Source organism: Actinoplanes sp. NPDC051513 (genome assembly GCF_044454685.1).
Classification (GTDB): Bacteria; Actinomycetota; Actinomycetes; order Mycobacteriales; family Micromonosporaceae; genus Actinoplanes.
In genome coordinates this window covers 192059-209346 of record NZ_JBITDW010000012.1, presented here as the reverse complement: position 1 = coordinate 209346, position 17288 = coordinate 192059, and the positions used below count along the sequence as shown (strand labels likewise).

Below are 17288 nucleotides of genomic sequence, written 5' to 3'. Positions count from 1 at the left end.
CATCATCGCCCTGGCCATGCTCACCCTCGGCGGCCACCGACCCGAACTACCCGACCGATGACCGCAAACCCACCCACACACCGATCACAAGAGCCGTTTATGTCGTACGCCGGGTCTAGAGTTCCCGACGTGAGCGACGACGCCCTGACCCCCCGTTTGCTGCTGCTCGACGGCCACTCGCTGGCGTACCGGGCCTACTTCGCGCTGCCGGTGGAAAACTTCAGCACCGCGACCGGCCAGGCGACGAACGCGGTGTTCGGCTTCACCTCGATGCTGATCAACATGTTGCGCGACGAGAAGCCGACCCACATCGTGGTCGCGTTCGACGTCTCCCGCATCTCCTTCCGCACGGAGATCTACCCGGAGTACAAGGCCGGCCGCTCCGAGACGCCGAAGCCGTTCCTGGGTCAGGTCAGCCTGATCAAGGAGGTCCTCGACGCCCTGCGCATCCCCGTGGTCGAGAAGGCGGGCTTCGAGGCCGACGACGTGATCGCCACCCTCGCCACGCAGGCTCGCGCCTCCGGCATGGAGGTGATCATCTCGACCGGCGACCGCGACGCGTTCCAGCTGGCCGACGAACACACCACGATCCTCTACCCCGTGCGCGGTGTCTCCGAGGTGTGGCGGATGACTCCCGAGGCGATCGAGGCGAAGTACTTCGTGCCCCCGTCGCGCTACCGCGAGAAGGCCGCCCTCGTCGGCGAGGCCAGCGACAACCTGCCCGGCGTGCCCGGCGTCGGCGACAAGACCGCCGCCAAGTGGATCAACGAGTTCGGCGGCCTCGACGGCATCGTCGCCCAGGTCGACAAGATCAAGGGCAAGGCCGGCGACAATCTGCGCGCCCACCTCGCCGGGGTGCTGCGCAACTACCAGCTCAACGCGCTCAAGCGCGAGCTCGAGCTGCCGCTGAAGCCGGAAGACACGAAGTGGCACGGGTGGGACCGCGAGGCCGTCCACCAGGTCTTCGACGCGCTCGAGTTCCGCGTCCTGCGCGAGCGGCTGTATTCGTACCTCGAGGCCGTCGAGCCCGAGGCCGAGTCCGGCTTCGACCTGTCCGGGCAGACCCTGCGCTCCGGCGAGGTCGCCGCGTGGCTGACCCGGCACGCCGCCGTTGCGCCCGTCGGCGTCGCCGTCACCGGCAGCTTCGGGCGGGGCACCGGCGCCCTCACCGGCATCGCGGTCGCCACCGGCGACGGGCCGGCCGCCTGGTTCGACCCGGCCGCCCTCGACCAGGCCGACGAGAGCGCGGTCGCCCTCTGGCTCGCCGACCCCGACCGCCCCAAGGTCGTCCACGACGCCAAGCCCGCGTCGCTGGCCATGCGCGCCCACGGCTGGCGCCTCGAGGGCGTTCGCGTCGACACCGCCCTGGCGGCCTACCTCGCCAAGCCCGACCAGCGCGCCTACGACCTCATCGACCTCGCCCTGCGCTACCTCAAGCGCGAGCTGCGCGTCGAAGAGCCCGACAACGGGCAGCTCACCCTCGACGGGCTCGGCGACCAGGGCGCCGCCGAAGAAAACCTGATGCTGCGCGCCCGCGCCACCCTCGACCTGGCCGACGTGCTCACCGAGGAGCTGTCCCGCGACGACGGCGCCTCCCAGACCCTGCTCACCGAGGTCGAGCAGCCGCTGTCCCGGGTGCTGGCCGAGATGGAACACCTGGGCATCGCCGCCGACACCCACTACCTCTCCGAGCTCGAGGCCCACTTCGCCGCCGAGGTGAAGGCCGCGCAGCAGGCCGCGCACGAGGTCGTCGGGCGCGAGTTCAACCTCGGCTCGCCCAAGCAGCTGCAGGAGATCCTGTTCAACGAGCGCGGCCTGCCCAAGACCAAGCGCATCAAGTCCGGGTACACGACCGACGCCGACGCCCTGCAGAGCCTGTTCGCGCAGACCGGCGATCCGCTGCTGGCCCACCTGCTGCGCCACCGCGACGTCGCCAAGCTCAAGTCCACAGTCGACGGGCTGCTCAAGTCGGTCTCCGACGACGGCCGCATCCACACCACGTTCAACCAGACAGTCGCCGCCACGGGCCGGTTGTCGTCGACCGACCCCAACCTGCAGAACATCCCGATCCGCACCGAGGAGGGCCGCCGGATCCGGCGCGCCTTCGTCGTGGGTGAGGGCTTCGAGCAGCTGATGACCGCCGACTACAGCCAGATCGAGATGCGCATCATGGCGCACCTCTCCGAGGACGAGGCGCTGATCGCCGCGTTCAACTCGGCGTTCGACTTCCACGCGGCGACCGCGTCGTCGGTCTTCCACGTCCCGGTCGAAGAGGTGATCCCCGACCAGCGGCGCAAGATCAAAGCGATGAACTACGGGCTCGCCTACGGCCTGTCCGCGTTCGGCTTGTCCAACCAGCTGAGCATCCCGACCGACGAGGCCAAGGCGCTCATGGAGGAATACTTCGGTCGCTTCGGTGGCGTCCGCGAATACCTCCAGGCCGTGGTCCGCCGCGCCGTGCAGGACGGCTACACCGCCACGATCCTGGGCCGCCGGCGCTATCTGCCCGACCTGTCCAGCGACAACCGCCAGCGCCGCGAGATGGCCGAGCGGATGGCGCTGAACGCCCCCATCCAGGGCTCCGCCGCCGACATCATCAAGGTCGCCATGCTCCGGGTCGACGCCGCCCTCAAGGAATCCGGGCTGCGCTCCCGCATGCTCCTGCAGGTCCACGACGAGCTCGTCTTCGACGTGGCCCCCGGCGAACGCGAGGCCCTCGAAGAACTGGTCCGTCGCGAGATGGGCGGGGCCCACCCGCTCTCGGTCCCGCTCGAGGTCTCGGTCGGCTCCGGCCGCGACTGGAACGGCGCCGACCACTGACCCCGCCGCCGACCACTGACCCCGCCGCCGGCCATTGGCTCCGCGGCCGGGTCGGCTGACCCGGTGTGTGGCGGCTGTGAGGCGGGTCGGGGCAAGCTGTGAAGTGGCTGCGCTTTAGCGGGTGCGGTGACTACCTACAGGTTGTAGATGTAAGGTCTGCGCGGCTGGACCGGAGAGCGGAGGTGTCGTGGTCGGCGAAAGGTGCCGGTTCGGGAACACGACTGACCGGCGTGTGGGATGTGGTGTATTGCGGCCCTCGGAAAGGCTGGGCCGATGGTGAGCGATTCGATCGGGGACGCCGCGACGACGCGTGACGGCGCGCCCATCGCGCACGGTCCGATGGACCCCGCGCAGGCGACGAGGTTCGCGCCGATGTTCAAGGCGCTCGGCGACCCGGTGCGCCTGCGACTGCTCTCGATGATCGCCTCTGCGGGCGGCGGTGAGGTCTGCGTCTGCGACCTGACCGGGGCCTTCCACCTGACTGGGCCCACGATCTCGCACCACCTGCGGGTGCTGCGCGAGGCGGGCCTGGTCGACAGCGACCGCCGCGGCACGTGGGTCTACTACCGGCTGATCCCGGCCGGCTTGACCGTGCTGGCCGCCCTGCTCGACGCCGGAAGCTTCATCACCGGTGCCTGACCCGGCGAACCCTGCGCCGCGGTCTGCTGCGGCGTGGGGTCGCCGGCCTGTGAACCGCGTCGCGGACGGTCTTTCGCTCGCGACGCGGTGCTTGCGGCACGTCCGCCGTCAATGGCGGGGCGCGTTGGTGGGCGGGGGAGACGGCAGATCCGCCACGAAGATGGCGGTGCCGGGGAACAGGCGGCCGCGCAGCGGGCTCCACTGGCCCCATATCTGCTCGTGGCCGGCGGGCCACTCGGGCTCGATCAGGTCGCGCAGCACGAAACCGGCCGCGACCAGCTCGCGGACCCGATCGCCCAGGGTGCGGTGCTGCTCCACGTACGTCGGGCTGCCCTGCTCGTCGACCTCGACGTAGGGGCGGCGGTCGAAATACGAATTCTTCGCGATCAGGCCGCTCTCGTCCGGCTCGTCCCAGAAGATCCAGCGCATCGGATGAGTGATCGAGAACACCCAGGCGCCGCCGGGACGCAGGACGCGGGCCACCTCGAGCATCGCGGCGCCGGAGTCGGACACGAAAGGTATCGCCCCGAAGGCGGTGCAGACGACGTCGAATACGCTGTCCGCGAACGGGAGCGCCAGCGCGTCGGCTTGCACGAGCGGCACGCGTACGCCCGAACGCTCTTCCCCGGCCCTCGCCTGGCGCAACATGCCCACCGAGAGATCCATGGCGACCACGTCCGCGCCCTGGCCCTCGAGCCAGCGCGCGCCGGAGGCGGCGCCGGCGCCCAGCTCCAGCACCCGCTTGCCGCGCACGTCACCGAGCAGGTGAGCGTCCGCCTCGCGCAGGCCCTCGGGGCACCACACGAAGTCGACGTCGCCCAGGAACGCGCCGTGTTCTGCCTGGTAGTCGACCGCGTCAAGATCCCACCAGGAGCGGCTCGCACGGCGGCTCTCGTCGTCGGTCACCGGGCGGCGGATCACCGACGTCTCGGTCTCCGGGACTACCGTCCCGGGACTTGGAATTTCGATCACGGAGCCAACGTTACGTCAGGGCGCTCCGCCGTCCCGATTTCGGCATATTACGGGCATGCTGCGGTGTTTCGGCCGAACATTGTGCCGCCGTCGTGAGGAGGGCTTGCAACCTGTGGTAATGCGCACGGTAAGCTAGTCGATGCGCTCGCGGATCGTGTGCCTCGGCAGGGAGCAGGTTCCGTGGTCGCCGGTCTCGGCATGATTGATTGCGTTGATCCTGACTGGTTCGGTTGCTACTGCCCTCGTCATGATCGCCTCGGTCGCTCGTGGCGTGTCCGGTGGCAGTTCCGTGGGGCGCGAGAGACACCACAAAACCCATCCGTTCGGAGCAACTGTCCACATGACGAGCAGCATCGAGGCCACCTCGAGCGCCAACAAGGTCACCGTCGACGATCTCGGCTCTGAGGAAGCATTCCTCGCCGCCATCGACGAGACCATCAAGTACTTCAACGACGGCGACATTGTCGAAGGCACCGTCGTCAAGGTCGATCGGGACGAGGTCCTGCTCGACATCGGCTACAAGACCGAGGGTGTCATCCCCTCGCGCGAGTTGTCGATCAAGCATGACGTGGACCCCGCGGAAGTGGTGTCGGTCGGTGACCACATCGAGGCTCTTGTTCTCACCAAGGAGGACAAGGAAGGCCGCCTGATCCTGTCCAAGAAGCGCGCACAGTACGAGCGCGCCTGGGGCACGATCGAGAAGATCAAGGAAGACGACGGCGTCGTCCGCGGTTCCGTCATCGAGGTCGTCAAGGGTGGCCTCATCCTCGACATCGGTCTCCGCGGCTTCCTGCCGGCCTCCCTCGTCGAGATGCGCCGGGTCCGCGACCTGCAGCCCTACGTGGGCCGCGAGCTCGAGGCCAAGATCATCGAGCTGGACAAGAACCGCAACAACGTGGTCCTGTCCCGCCGTGCCTGGCTCGAGCAGACGCAGTCCGAGGTCCGCACCGAGTTCCTCAACAAGCTGCAGAAGGGCCAGGTCCGCAAGGGCGTCGTCTCGTCGATCGTCAACTTCGGCGCGTTCGTCGACCTCGGCGGCGTGGACGGTCTGGTGCACGTCTCGGAGCTGTCCTGGAAGCACATCGACCACCCGTCCGAGGTTGTCGAGGTCGGCCAGGAGGTCGAGGTCGAGGTTCTCGACGTCGACCTGGACCGCGAGCGCGTCTCGCTGTCGCTGAAGGCGACCCAGGAAGACCCGTGGCGCCAGTTCGCCCGGACCCACGCGATCAACCAGATCGTGCCGGGCAAGGTCACCAAGCTGGTTCCGTTCGGCGCGTTCGTCCGCGTCGACGACGGCATCGAGGGCCTGGTGCACATCTCCGAGCTGGCCGAGCGGCACGTCGAGCTGCCCGAGCAGGTCGTGCAGGTGGGCTCCGACGTCCTGGTCAAGGTCATCGACATCGACCTGGAGCGCCGCCGCATCTCGCTGTCGCTCAAGCAGGCCAACGAGGGCTTCGTCGAGGGCGAGGAGCATTTCGACCCGACCCTCTACGGCATGGCTGCGACGTACGACGCCGAGGGCAACTACATCTACCCGGAGGGCTTCGACCCCGAGACGGGTGAGTGGCTCGAGGGCTTCGACAAGCAGCGCGAGACGTGGGAGAAGCAGTACGCCGACGCGCGCGAGCGCTGGGAGGCCCACACCAAGCAGGTGCAGGCGTCCCGCGACGCCGACGCCGAGGCCGCGCTCAACCCGGCCCCGCCCGCCGCGGCCGGCGCTGCCCCGTCCTCGGCCACCTCGTCGAGCTCGCCGGCCCCGGCGCGCGCCGCCGAGGAGCCGTCCGGCACCCTGGCCACCGATGAGGCTCTCGCCGCGCTGCGCGAGAAGCTCGCCGGCGGCAAGAACTGAGGTAGCACCCAGCAGCACGAAAGGCCGTCCCGACTCCGGTCGGGGCGGCCTTTCGCCGTCTCCGGCGGCTGGGCGGCGTTGATGACTCGCTGTGCGGTGCGTGCGGGAAGTCTTCGGGATCGCGAAGAGGGTGGAGACGGGGCGCGGGCGAGCGACGATACTGGAGCCCGTGCTGAGGGTCGGGTTGACGGGCGGGATCGGGGTGGGCAAGAGCGCGGTCGCGCAGCGCCTCGGCCATCACGGTGCGGTGATCATCGATGCGGACCGCCTGGCCCGCGAGGTCGTGGCGGCCGGCACGTCCGGGCTCGCCGAGGTCGTCGAGGCGTTCGGCGCGGGAGTGCTCACGCCCGAGGGCGATCTCGACCGGCCGGCGCTCGGCGCGAAGGTCTTCGGCGACGAGACGGCTCGCCGCCGCCTTGAAAAGATCATTCACCCGCGCGTACGGGCGAGGACCGTCGAAATGACGCAGTCCGCGCCGCACGACGCGATCGTGGTCAACGACGTGCCGCTGCTGGTCGAGGCGGGCCTGCCACCGACGTACCACCTGGTCCTGGTCGTGGAGACCCGGCGTGAGCTGCGCCTCGAACGTCTCCATGCAACTCGCGGCATGTCGGCCGACGAGGCCCTCGCGCGCATCGGCGCGCAGGCCGACGATGCGCGGCGCCGGGCCGTCTGCGACGTCGTGATAGCGAACAACGGCACCGTCGAGCAACTGCACGGGCAGATCGACCTGCTGTTCCGGGAGCGGCTCGTGCCGTTCGAGGAGCACCTGCGACACGGCACGAGCGCGCCCGCCGGGCACGAGCTGCGCATCGCCGACCCCGACCCGACCTGGCCCGGCCAGGCGGCGCGGCTGATCGCCCGCATCCGGCACGCGCTCGGCGCCGACGCCGAGGTGGAGCACATCGGCTCGACCGCGGTCCCGGCCCTGCCCGCCAAGGATGTCGTCGATCTGATGCTGGCCGTGCGCACGCTCGACGAGGCCGACGCGCTCGTTCCCCGGCTGGCGGCGGCGGGCTTCCCGCGGCGCGAGGGGGAGTGGGCCGACAACGCGCGTGGCATGCCCGGCGAGACCTGGCCGAAGAGGCTGCACGGCAACGCCGATCCGGGCCGGCCGGTCAACCTGCACGTGCGGGTGACCGGGTCGCCGGGGTGGCGTTTCGCCCTGCTCATGCGCGATCACTTGCGCGCGGTGCCGGCCGCGCGCGAGGAATACGCCGCGGCGAAGGCTCGGTGGGCGGTGGAGCATTCCGACCGATTCGCGTACGGCGAGGCCAAGGAGCCCTGGTTCGACGCGGAGGCGCGGGCGGCCGACGACTGGGCCGAGGAGACCGGCTGGACGCCCGCGAAGTAGTCCCACGGAACGCTCGCGAAGTTGGCCGCGAGAACGGCCGCGGCGTAACCCCGGGAACGGCCCGGCGAGCCTGGAGAGCGGCCGCGAAATAGCCCGCGAGAGCGGCCGCGAAATAGCCCGCGAGAGCGGCCGCGAAATATCCCTCCGCGAACGAGAAGGGCGCTCGCGGCGGCCGGTCCGCGCTCAGCGCGACCACCGTGGGAGCGCCACCGGAAGAGCCGGGGCGCCTCAACCACGGGCCGGTCGGACGGACCGTGTGGTGATCCGTCAGCGATGCCGGGCGGCCGCCGCGAGCGGCCTACCCGAACAGGCTAGGCGAGCCCCGCAACGGCTTACAACTGCGGGAATGTGCACCCTCAGCACGGGGTTCGCAGAAGTTGTCATACCCCCGACGTACGGTTGGACCCATGGCGCTCGACATCCCAGTTCTCGACGGCCGATTCGAGGTCGTCAGTGAATTTCAGCCCGCCGGCGACCAGCCGGCGGCCATCGACGAGCTGGAGCGGCGGGTCCGGCAGGGCGACCGCAACACGGTGTTGCTCGGCGCCACCGGCACGGGCAAGAGCGCGACGACCGCGTGGCTGATCGAGCGGCTGCAGCGGCCCGCGCTGGTGATCGCCCCCAACAAGACCCTCTGCGCGCAGCTGGCCAAGGAGTTCCGTGAGCTCCTGCCCAACAACGCGGTCGAATACTTCGTCAGCTACTACGACTACTACCAGCCCGAGGCGTACATCGCTCAGACCGACACCTACATCGAGAAAGACTCGTCGGTCAACGAAGAGGTCGAGCGCCTTCGCCACTCGGCGACCATGTCGCTGCTGACCCGGCGCGATGTCATCGTGGTCGCCACCGTCAGCGCGATCTACGGCCTTGGCACGCCTCAGGAATACGTCGACCGTGCCGTCCGGCTCAAGGTCGGCGAAGAGGTCGATCGCGACAAGCTGCTGCGCCGCCTGGTCGACATTCAGTACTCGCGCAACGACATGTCGTTCCAGCGGGGCACGTTCCGGGTGCGCGGCGACACGCTCGAGATCATCCCGGCGTACGAGGAGCTGGCCGTCCGCGTCGAGCTGTTCGGCGACGAGGTCGAGAAGCTGTATTACCTGCACCCGCTCACGGGCGAGGTGATCCGCGAGGTCAACGAGCTGATCATCTTCCCGGCCACACACTATGTGGCCGGCCCCGAGCGCATGGAGCGGGCGATCCGCGACATCGAGGCCGAGCTGGAGGAGCGCCTGGCCGAGCTGGAGCGCCAGGGCAAGCTGCTCGAGGCACAGCGGCTGCGCATGCGCACGACGTACGACATCGAGATGATGCGCCAGGTCGGCTTCTGCAACGGCATCGAGAACTACTCGATGCACATGGACGGCCGCACCTACGGCGAGCCGTCGTACACCCTGCTCGACTACTTCCCCGACGACTACATCACGGTGATCGACGAGTCGCACGTGACGATTCCGCAGATCGGCGGCATGTACGAGGGCGATGCCTCCCGCAAGCGCATCCTGATCGAGCACGGCTTCCGGCTGCCCAGCGCCGCCGACAACCGGCCGCTGCGGTTCGACGAGTTCCTCGAGCGGGTCGGGCAGATGGTGTTCCTGTCGGCCACCCCCGGCCCGTGGGAGATGCAGCAGGCGCAGGGCGAGTTCGTCGAGCAGGTGATCCGGCCGACCGGCCTGGTCGACCCCCAGGTGGTGGTCAAGCCGACCAAGGGGCAGATCGACGACCTCATGCACGAGATCCGGCTGCGTACCGAGCGCAACGAGCGGGTCCTGGTGACGACCCTGACCAAGAAGATGGCCGAAGACCTCACCGACTACTTGCTCGAGAACGGCATCCGGGTGCGGTATCTGCACTCCGAGGTGGACACGCTGCGCCGGGTCGAGCTGCTGAAAGAGCTGCGCAAGGGCGACTACGACGTGCTCGTCGGCATCAACCTGCTGCGCGAGGGCCTCGACCTGCCCGAGGTGTCGCTGGTCGCGATCCTCGACGCCGACAAGGAGGGCTTCCTGCGCAGCGGGCGGTCGCTGATCCAGACGATCGGCCGTGCCGCCCGTAACGTCTCCGGCGAGGTCCACATGTACGCCGACAAGGTCACCCCGTCGATGCGCAACGCCATCGACGAGACCGACCGGCGCCGGGCCAAGCAGATCGCCCACAACGAGGCCAACGGCATCACCCCGCAGGCCCTCCGCAAGAAGATCCACGACATCCTCGACGACATCTACCGCGAGGCCGAAGACACGGAGGCCACGGTCAACACCGGCTCGATGGTCGGCGGTGGCGGCCGGCAGATGTCGCGCGGCAAGGCGCCGGTGCCCGAGACCCGCTCCAAGGGGCGGGCGTCGGCCGGCACGGCCCGGGAGGGCATGGCGCGGGCCGAGCTGGCGCAGCTCATCCAGGACCTGAACGATCAGATGCTGGCGGCGGCGCGCGAGCTGCAGTTCGAGCTGGCCGCCCGCATCCGCGACGAGATGCACGAGCTCAAGAAGGAGCTGCGCGGCATGGATATGGCAGGCGTGAAGTAGGGGGTGTTCGCTAGCCTCGCCCGGTGACTTCTGACTGGACGGCGGTCGATGAACTGCCTGGCGAGGCCGTCGATGGGCTACCCGCGGCGCTGGTGCGGCTGGTGGAGCGTTGTGTGCGGGCCGACGGCGGGATGCCGCTCGCGGTCGAGCCGTGGTTCCTGCGGCGGCGGTGGGCGGCCGGAGGGAAAGACCTTCGCGCTGCCCGGAGACGACGGCGAGCCGCTCGCGGCGGGAGCGGTGTGCCCGGCCGGCGACGCGGTGATCGTCACCGGTCTGGTCGACCCTGCGGCCCGCGGACGTGGGCTCGGCGCCCAGGTCCTCGCCGGCGCCGTGGTCAGTGAGTGGTCGGGCGAGACGGCCGGGCGATTTCACGCCGTCTACCGGGATGCGTTCAAGGACCGGCCGGGCTTTCCCGACGAGCCGGTGGCGGAGTGGATCGCCGAGTACGACGAGGACGAGGAGTTCCGGCCCGGGTGGTCGGTGCTGGTCAGCCTGCCCGAGTTGGGGGACGTCGGGTTCGTGACCGCGGCGCTCGGGTGGATCGTGCAGGTCGGTGTGGCGCCGCAGGCCCGGGGACGGGGGATCGGCGCGGCCCTCATGCGCGAGTCGCTGGCCCGGATGGCCGCCGACGGGGCCGGCGAGGCCTGGCTCAACGTCAACGTCAACAACCCGGGGGCGGCGGGACTCTACCGCCGGCTGGGGTTCGCCGATCGGGGGCGGCGCTCCCGCTACACCAACGAACTAGCCTCCTAGGAAACCTGCGGAGGCGTGCAGCCCGGCACGTGGCGGCGGGGGCGCTACGTGCCGGGCTGTGCCGTGTCAGGCCTTGGCGTGCTGTAATTCGCGCCTTCGGTCTCGGCTGGACTTCGCGAGGCTGGCCACGGTGGCCACGCCCAGCGTGCCGATGATGACCAGCAGGCTCAGCCAGATCGGGATCTCGGGAGCCCAGTGGACGCCCTCGCCGCCGTTGACGAACGGCAGGCTGTTGGTGTGCAGTGCCTCGAGGAAGAGCTTCACGCCGATGAACGCCAGGACCGCGGCCAGGCCGTAGTTGAGGAAGACCAGGCGCTCGAGCAGGCCGCCGAGCAGGAAGTACAGCTGGCGCAGGCCCATCAGGGCGAAGACGTTCGCCGTGAAGACCAGGTACGGCTCCTTGGTGATGCCGAAGATCGCGGGGATCGAGTCGAGGGCGAACAGAAGGTCTGTCGTGCCGATCGCGATCATCACGATGAGCAGCGGGGTGAACAGTCGCTTGCCGGTCGACGACACGGTGGTCAGGCGGCCGTCGCCGAACTGCGACGAGACGGGCAGGGCGCGCTTCGCCCAGCGGATCAGGATGTTCTCCTTGAAGTCGTCCTCGTCGTTCTCGCCCTCCTTCAGCAGCGTGATCGCGGTGTACACCAGGAAGGCGCCGAAGATGTAGAAGACCCAGGAGAACTGGGCGATGAGGGCGGCGCCGGCCGCGATGAACAGGCCGCGCATCACCAGGGCCAGGACGATGCCGATGAGCAGCACCTTCTGCTGGAACTGCCGGGGCACGGCGAAGCGGGCCATGATGATGACGAAGACGAAGAGGTTGTCGACGCTCAGCGAGTACTCGGTCAGCCAGCCGGTGTAGAACTCGCCGGCCGCGGTGCCGCCCGCCGCGACCCAGACGCCGACGCCGAACAGCACGGCCATGCCGACGTACAGCGCGACCCAGCTGCCCGATTCCTTCATCGAGGGCTCGTGCGGTCGCCGGCCGATGATCAACAGATCGACGGCCAGGACGGCGACGAGGGCGATGAGGGTGGCGATCCACACCCAGGCGGACACGATCAACGAGGACCTCCGGCAGACACGATTCGGCGCTGTGCCTGCTCAGGAGAGCAGCGAGCACAGCGACGTGCGACTGTCGGAGGTCTCTTCCGCCGATCGCACTCTCGTGCGAACGACCACCGGCCCCGGGCTCACCCATCGGGGTGTTCCGTGCTGACGACACCGGCGCGAGGGAATACTCCCCTCCTACGGCTGCCATTGTGTCTCATGCCGAGGCGCGATGGCAGGGCACCCCGGAAAAGCGTGGCGGGGCTCTCGCCCGTAACGCCCGTCCGGCCGTTCATTTCTTACCAGCGTAACGCGCTGCACACCGTCGGTGTTCGGTTTGCGCCCGTCCGGGGGTGAGTGAGCTGGGGTGATCTCGGTCCGGTGCGGCGGGCCACCGGGCCACCTGCCAAGATCGCGAAAGGCCCGGTGGGCGGGCCACCGGGCCTTTCGGGAGGGCTGCCGAGGGTTACTGCTGGTGCTTGCGGCGGGCGGCGGCCCGGCCCCGGGTCTGCTGGTCGAGGACGACCTTGCGGATGCGAACCGCGGACGGAGTGACCTCGACGCACTCGTCCTCGCGGCAGAACTCGAGTGCCTGCTCGAGGGAGAGCTTGCGCGGCGGGATCAGCTTCTCGGTCTCGTCGGACGTCGACTGCCGCATGTTCGTGAGCTTCTTCTCCTTGGTGATGTTGACGTCCATGTCGTCCTGGCGGGAGTTCTCGCCGACGATCATGCCTTCGTACACCTCGGTGGTGGGCTCGACGAACAGCTGGCCGCGCTCCTGGAGGTTGGTCATGGCGAACGCGGTGACCACGCCGGCGCGGTCGGCCACGAGCGAGCCGTTGCTGCGGGTGCGCAGCTCGCCGAACCAGGGCTCGTAGTCCTCGAAGAGGTGGTGCATGATGCCGGTGCCGCGGGTCTCGGTGAGGAACTCGGTGCGGAAGCCGATCAGGCCGCGGGCCGGGACCAGCCACTCCATGCGCAGCCAGCCGGTGCCGTGGTTGGTCAGCTGCTCCATGCGGCCCTTGCGGGTCGACAGCAGGGTGGTGATCGCGCCCATGAACTCGTCGGGCGCGTCGATCGTCAGGCGCTCGACCGGCTCGTGGATCTTGCCGTCGACGGTCCTGGTGACCACCTGGGGCTTGCCGACGGTCAGCTCGTACGACTCGCGGCGCATCTGCTCGACCAGGATGGCCAAGGCGAGCTCGCCGCGGCCCTGCACCTCCCACGCGTCGGGCCGCTCGGTGTTCAGCACGCGCAGCGACACGTTGCCGACCAGCTCGCGGTCGAGGCGGTCCTTGACCATGCGGGCCGTGACCTTGCCGCCCTTGGCCCGGCCGACCATCGGCGACGTGTTGGTGCCCACGACCATCGAGATGGCCGGCTCGTCGACGGTGATCAGCGGCAGCGGGATCGGGTTCTCGGCGTCGGCGAGGGTCTCGCCGATCATGATCTCGGGGATGCCGGCGACGGCCATGATGTCGCCGGGGCCGGCGCTCTCGGCCGGCTTGCGCTCGAGGCCCTCGGTCATCAGCAGCTCGGAGATGCGCACGCTGCTGATCGTGCCGTCGGTGCGGCACCAGGCGACGGTCTGGCCCTTGCGGATCGTGCCCTCGCGCACGCGGCAGAGGGCGAGCCGGCCGAGGAACGGCGACGCGTCGAGGTTGACCACGTGGGCCTGCAGCGGCGCCTCCTCGTGGTAGGTCGGCGCGGGGATGGTCTCGAGGATCGTGGTGAACAGCGTCTCGAGGTTGTCGCTGTCCTGCGGGATGGTGCCGTCGGCGGGCTGGGCCAGCGAGGCGATGCCGTCGCGCGCGCAGGCGTACACGATCGGGAAGTCGATCTGCGTCTCGTCCGCATCAAGATCGAAGAAGAGGGCGTACGTGTCGTCGACGACCTCCTTGATGCGGGCGTCGGGGCGGTCGACCTTGTTGATCACCAGGATGATCGGGAGCCTCGCCTGGAGCGCCTTGCGCAGCACGAAGCGGGTCTGCGGCAGCGGGCCCTCGGACGCGTCGACCAGCAGCACCACGCCGTCGACCATGGTGAGGCCGCGCTCGACCTCGCCGCCGAAGTCGGCGTGGCCGGGGGTGTCGATGATGTTGATGGTGACGGGGCCGCCGTCGACCGGCTGGTAGCTGATGGCCGTGTTCTTGGCGAGAATCGTGATGCCCTTTTCCCGCTCCAGGTCCATGGAGTCCATCGCGCGGTCGGTCATCTCGCCGCGCGCGTGGGACTGACCGCCCTGTCGGAGCATGGCGTCGACCAGGGTGGTTTTGCCATGGTCGACGTGAGCGATGATGGCGACATTGCGGAGGTCGGTGCGGGTCTGCATGTCTTCCATTGTCCCCGGTCTCGGTTGCTGCTATGGGTTCGGGGTCAATCGACGTGACCTGTTCCGGATCTTGTGCGTTTTGCCCGGATCGTGGGGCAGCGCGGCGTGGCCGGGTGCTGTTAGCGTTCGCGTTCGGCGTCTCACGGGGAGGTCTAACGTCGATGGGTTCTCGTTGGAAACTGGTGGCCGCGGCGGCCGCGCTGGTCGTGGCGGCCGGGTGCGGGCTGACCGGAGGCAAAGACCCCGACGCGCAATCGGCGTCGGTCGCCGTCGACGAGCCCAGCGCCGAGCCGATCAGCGAGTCACCGGATCCGACCGTGGAGCCGACCACCGAGTCGCCGTCACCGAAGCCGTCGAAGTCGGCGACGAAGAAGCCCAAGCCGAAGCCTTCGAAAACCACGCCGACCGGGCCGGTCAACAACTTCGAGCACGCCGCCTGCTTCGACCTCGAGGGCAAGGCGGTCTCCAAGACGGCCGCGAAGTCGGCGCTGAACGCGGCCGCGGCGAAGCACTACTGGCCGACCAGCGCGCCCAGCCTGACGGTGCCCTCCGACGTGGTGCGCGCGGTGGCGTGGAACGAGAGTGGCTGGCAGTCCAACGTCGTGAACTGTGACGGCGGCTTCGGCCTGATGCAGCTGATGCCCGACACGGTCAGCATGATCAATACGCGCTTCGAGCAGTCCTACAACGTGAAGGACTACAAGCAGAACGCGGTCCTCGGCGCCAACTACCTTGCTTGGCTGACCAAGTACATCGGCGACAACTATTTCGCCGGGAACTACAGCCTGGCCACCTCGAAGTGCGCGTCGTCGTCGTCATGGTGCCTGCTCAACACCGTGATCGCGGCCTATCACGCCGGGGTGGGCACGATCGAGCAGGCGGCCTCCAGCAAGAAACTGCCGAGCACGCAGTACGTGAACGTGGTGCGGTCGCTGATGAAGTCGTGCTTCTGCGATACCTACTGACGGGCCCGCCGGAGCGGCGAGCTACACTTTTTGGCAATACCCGGGGCCTCCGTTTTGACCCGCCCGTCGGCGCGGTTGTAAGGTCCCGGGGTTGTCGCGTGTCGAATGATGCTGGCGAGCTGCGGTTTCTCGGCTTGCAGCTCACCCTAAGGAGCCCTACGCAATGCCGCCCAAGAAAAAGACTCATGAGGTAACCCTCGCGCTTGAGGCGGGTAACGCCGCGATGGTCGACCTCGGCAAGATGCTTGGTCCGACCGGGGCCAACATGCGTGCCGTGAAGGTGGAGTACGACGAGGCGACGGCGAAGAACCGTGGCGAGATCATCCCGGTGATCGTGTCGGTCTACGAGGACCGCAGCCACACGCTGGTCTACAAGACCCCGCCGACCAGCTTCCTGATCCGCAAGGCCCTGGGCATCCAGTCCGGCGCGTCGAACCCGTTGACGCAGACCGTCGGGACGCTCAGCCAGCAGCAGATCAAGGAGATCGCCGAGCGCAAGCTCCCCGATCTCAACGCGAACGACCTCGACGCGGCCATCAAGGTCGTCGCCGGCACCGCCCGTTCCATGGGCGTGAAGGTCCCGTCCTGACCAAGGCTTGACGAGAAACGCCCCCGGCTCGCCGGGGGCGTTTCCTCATTCCGGGGAGGGTTTCCCGACGATCTCGTCGATCAGGCCGTAGTCGACGGCCTCCTGCGCGGTGAGCGATCGGCCCGCCGCCAGGTCGTCCTCGATCTTGCTGCGGGTCTGGCCGGTCACCTCGACCAGGCGCAGCACCACCTCTTCCAGCTCGCGCAGGTGCTGCCCGGCGGCGCGGGTCACTTCGTCGGCCGTTCCGGTCACCCCGGCCGCGCGGGGCTCGGTGAGCTTGAAGCGGGCGTGCCGATAGGCCAGGCGCTTGTCGGCGGCGGCCAGCACCGCGACCACGGCGCCGCCGGCCTGCGAGGTCACCAGGGCGTGCACCGGGGCCGCCATCGCGTCGATCACGTCGATCACCGCGAGCGCAGCGTTGAGCTCGCCGCCATCGCTCGCCACGTGCAGGTGCACCGGGGCCGGGCCGGCCGCGTCGAGCGTGAGCAGGGCGGCCGCGATGCCGGAGGCGGTCTCGCCGGTGAGCGGGCCGCGCACCATCACGATCCGCTGGTCGAACAGGCGTTCCTCGAGCCAGCCGGGCAGGCCCGGGCCGGCGCCCGGATGCGGCGGCGGCCACGGATCGGGCGAGTGGTGCGGTGGTTGTCCCCAGCGCATCGGGTCGTGTCGCAGGTTCACCGATTCCTCCCCACCTGTGCCGTGTGGCCAGCCTAGTCACGCCGTACCGGTGAAGCCGAAGTCTTCCGCTGAGGGCAGACGAAGGGGTTTGCTAGGTATCAGCGAAGGCAGTGATCAGCGCCACAGGAGGAATGTGCCATGTCGGAGACGCTCACGCTCGACCCGGCCAAGACCGCGGTCGTCCTGATCGAGTACCAGAACGAGTTCACCACCGACGGCGGCGTGCTGCACGACGCGGTGGCGCCGGTCATGGAGAAGACCGGGATGCTCGACAAGACGGTGGCGCTGGTCGAGGCGGCCCGGGCCGCGGGAGTGACCATCATGCACGCGCCGATCACGTTCGCCGCCGGATACGGCGAGCTCTCGCGCCACCCGTACGGAATCTTGAAGGGCGTCGTCGACGGCAACGCCTTCGTGAAGGGAACGTGGGGCGCGGCGATCGTCGATCGGCTGACCCCGGCCGACGGCGACATCGTGATCGAGGGCAAGCGCGGCCTCGACACGTTCGCGAGCACCAACCTCGACTTCATCCTGCGCAGCAAGGGCATCGAGACGGTGATCATCGGTGGCTTCCTGACCAACTGCTGCGTCGAGTCGACCATGCGCAGCGCCTACGAGAACGGCTACCGGGTGATCACGCTGACCGACTGCACGGCGGCCACCTCGCCCGAGGAGCACGACAACGCCATCGCGTACGACTTCCCGATGTTCTCGATCCCCGTCGAGTCCGCACGCGTGGTGGAGGCCCTGTAGCAG

13 protein-coding genes are annotated in these 17288 nt (G+C 69.0%); 9 read left to right on the top strand and 4 right to left on the bottom strand.

Going from position 1 to position 17288, the window contains the following annotated elements; genetic code table 11:
- Window positions 1–129: 129 nt before the first annotated feature.
- Together polA and ACIA5D_RS32590 are read left to right on the top strand one after the other, a co-directional pair.
- Window positions 130–2820, top strand: a complete 2691-nt coding sequence (polA, locus tag ACIA5D_RS32595; protein WP_396034190.1) for a DNA polymerase I — start codon at window positions 130–132, stop codon at window positions 2818–2820.
- 339 nt (window positions 2821–3159) lie between these two features.
- The gene (locus ACIA5D_RS32590; RefSeq protein ID WP_396034200.1) at window positions 3160–3459 is read left to right on the top strand and encodes an ArsR/SmtB family transcription factor; all 300 of its coding nucleotides are present in this window, start codon (window positions 3160–3162) and stop codon (window positions 3457–3459) included.
- 108 nt (window positions 3460–3567) lie between these two features.
- Here the strand turns inward: ACIA5D_RS32590 and ACIA5D_RS32585 are convergent, their stop codons facing one another.
- Window positions 3568–4431, bottom strand: a complete 864-nt coding sequence (locus ACIA5D_RS32585; protein ID WP_396034189.1) for a class I SAM-dependent methyltransferase — start codon at window positions 4429–4431, stop codon at window positions 3568–3570.
- Between the two features lie 340 nt (window positions 4432–4771).
- Between ACIA5D_RS32585 and rpsA the strand changes: the two genes are divergently transcribed.
- From rpsA to ACIA5D_RS32565, 4 genes are all read left to right on the top strand, one after another.
- Window positions 4772–6280 (top strand): 30S ribosomal protein S1, encoded by a 1509-nt coding sequence (rpsA, locus tag ACIA5D_RS32580; RefSeq protein WP_396034188.1) that lies wholly within the window; start codon window positions 4772–4774, stop codon window positions 6278–6280.
- 169 nt (window positions 6281–6449) lie between these two features.
- The gene (coaE, locus tag ACIA5D_RS32575; RefSeq protein ID WP_396034187.1) at window positions 6450–7634 is read left to right on the top strand and encodes a dephospho-CoA kinase; all 1185 of its coding nucleotides are present in this window, start codon (window positions 6450–6452) and stop codon (window positions 7632–7634) included.
- A 407-nt stretch (window positions 7635–8041) separates the two neighbouring features.
- Window positions 8042–10162: an excinuclease ABC subunit UvrB gene (uvrB, locus tag ACIA5D_RS32570; protein WP_396034186.1), complete on the top strand. Its 2121-nt coding sequence runs from the start codon at window positions 8042–8044 to the stop codon at window positions 10160–10162.
- Between the two features lie 72 nt (window positions 10163–10234).
- Window positions 10235–10915, top strand: coding sequence for a GNAT family N-acetyltransferase (locus tag ACIA5D_RS32565; protein ID WP_396034185.1), 681 nt, complete (start codon window positions 10235–10237; stop codon window positions 10913–10915).
- Between the two features lie 66 nt (window positions 10916–10981).
- Here ACIA5D_RS32565 and ACIA5D_RS32560 read toward each other — a convergent pair whose 3' ends face one another.
- Window positions 10982–11977 carry a TerC family protein gene (locus tag ACIA5D_RS32560; protein WP_396034184.1) on the bottom strand — a complete coding sequence of 332 codons (996 nt, stop codon included), beginning with the start codon at window positions 11975–11977 and terminating at the stop codon, window positions 10982–10984.
- A gap of 457 nt (window positions 11978–12434) precedes the next feature.
- A complete protein-coding gene (gene typA / locus ACIA5D_RS32555) occupies window positions 12435–14300 on the bottom strand; it encodes a translational GTPase TypA (protein ID WP_396034183.1) in 1866 nt (621 codons plus the stop codon).
- A gap of 161 nt (window positions 14301–14461) precedes the next feature.
- Here typA and ACIA5D_RS32550 point away from each other — a divergent pair, with 161 nt between their 5' ends.
- Together ACIA5D_RS32550 and ACIA5D_RS32545 are read left to right on the top strand one after the other, a co-directional pair.
- On the top strand, window positions 14462–15265 hold the full coding sequence (locus ACIA5D_RS32550; protein ID WP_396034182.1) for a transglycosylase SLT domain-containing protein: 804 nt from the start codon (window positions 14462–14464) through the stop codon (window positions 15263–15265).
- 163 nt (window positions 15266–15428) lie between these two features.
- Complete coding sequence (locus ACIA5D_RS32545) at window positions 15429–15854, top strand: uL11 family ribosomal protein (protein ID WP_396034181.1); 426 nt, start codon at window positions 15429–15431, stop codon at window positions 15852–15854.
- A 45-nt stretch (window positions 15855–15899) separates the two neighbouring features.
- Here the strand turns inward: ACIA5D_RS32545 and ACIA5D_RS32540 are convergent, their stop codons facing one another.
- On the bottom strand, window positions 15900–16532 hold the full coding sequence (locus tag ACIA5D_RS32540; protein WP_396034180.1) for an ATP-dependent Clp protease proteolytic subunit: 633 nt from the start codon (window positions 16530–16532) through the stop codon (window positions 15900–15902).
- Between the two features lie 138 nt (window positions 16533–16670).
- On the opposite strand from ACIA5D_RS32540, the gene ACIA5D_RS32535 reads away from it, so the two are divergent.
- Window positions 16671–17285 carry a cysteine hydrolase family protein gene (locus ACIA5D_RS32535; RefSeq protein ID WP_396034179.1) on the top strand — a complete coding sequence of 205 codons (615 nt, stop codon included), beginning with the start codon at window positions 16671–16673 and terminating at the stop codon, window positions 17283–17285.
- Window positions 17286–17288: the final 3 nt, after the last annotated feature.

Coding starts and splice junctions, on each gene's coding strand:
- ACIA5D_RS32590 (WP_396034200.1), top strand. CDS start 3,160: ATGGACCCCGCGCAGGCGACGAGGTTCGCGCCGATGTTCAAGGCGCTC.
- rpsA (WP_396034188.1), top strand. CDS start 4,772: ATGACGAGCAGCATCGAGGCCACCTCGAGCGCCAACAAGGTCACCGTC.
- uvrB (WP_396034186.1), top strand. CDS start 8,042: ATGGCGCTCGACATCCCAGTTCTCGACGGCCGATTCGAGGTCGTCAGT.
- ACIA5D_RS32565 (WP_396034185.1), top strand. CDS start 10,235: ATGGGCTACCCGCGGCGCTGGTGCGGCTGGTGGAGCGTTGTGTGCGGG.
- typA (WP_396034183.1), bottom strand. CDS start 14,300: ATGCAGACCCGCACCGACCTCCGCAATGTCGCCATCATCGCTCACGTC.
- ACIA5D_RS32550 (WP_396034182.1), top strand. CDS start 14,462: ATGGGTTCTCGTTGGAAACTGGTGGCCGCGGCGGCCGCGCTGGTCGTG.
- ACIA5D_RS32545 (WP_396034181.1), top strand. CDS start 15,429: ATGCCGCCCAAGAAAAAGACTCATGAGGTAACCCTCGCGCTTGAGGCG.
- ACIA5D_RS32535 (WP_396034179.1), top strand. CDS start 16,671: ATGTCGGAGACGCTCACGCTCGACCCGGCCAAGACCGCGGTCGTCCTG.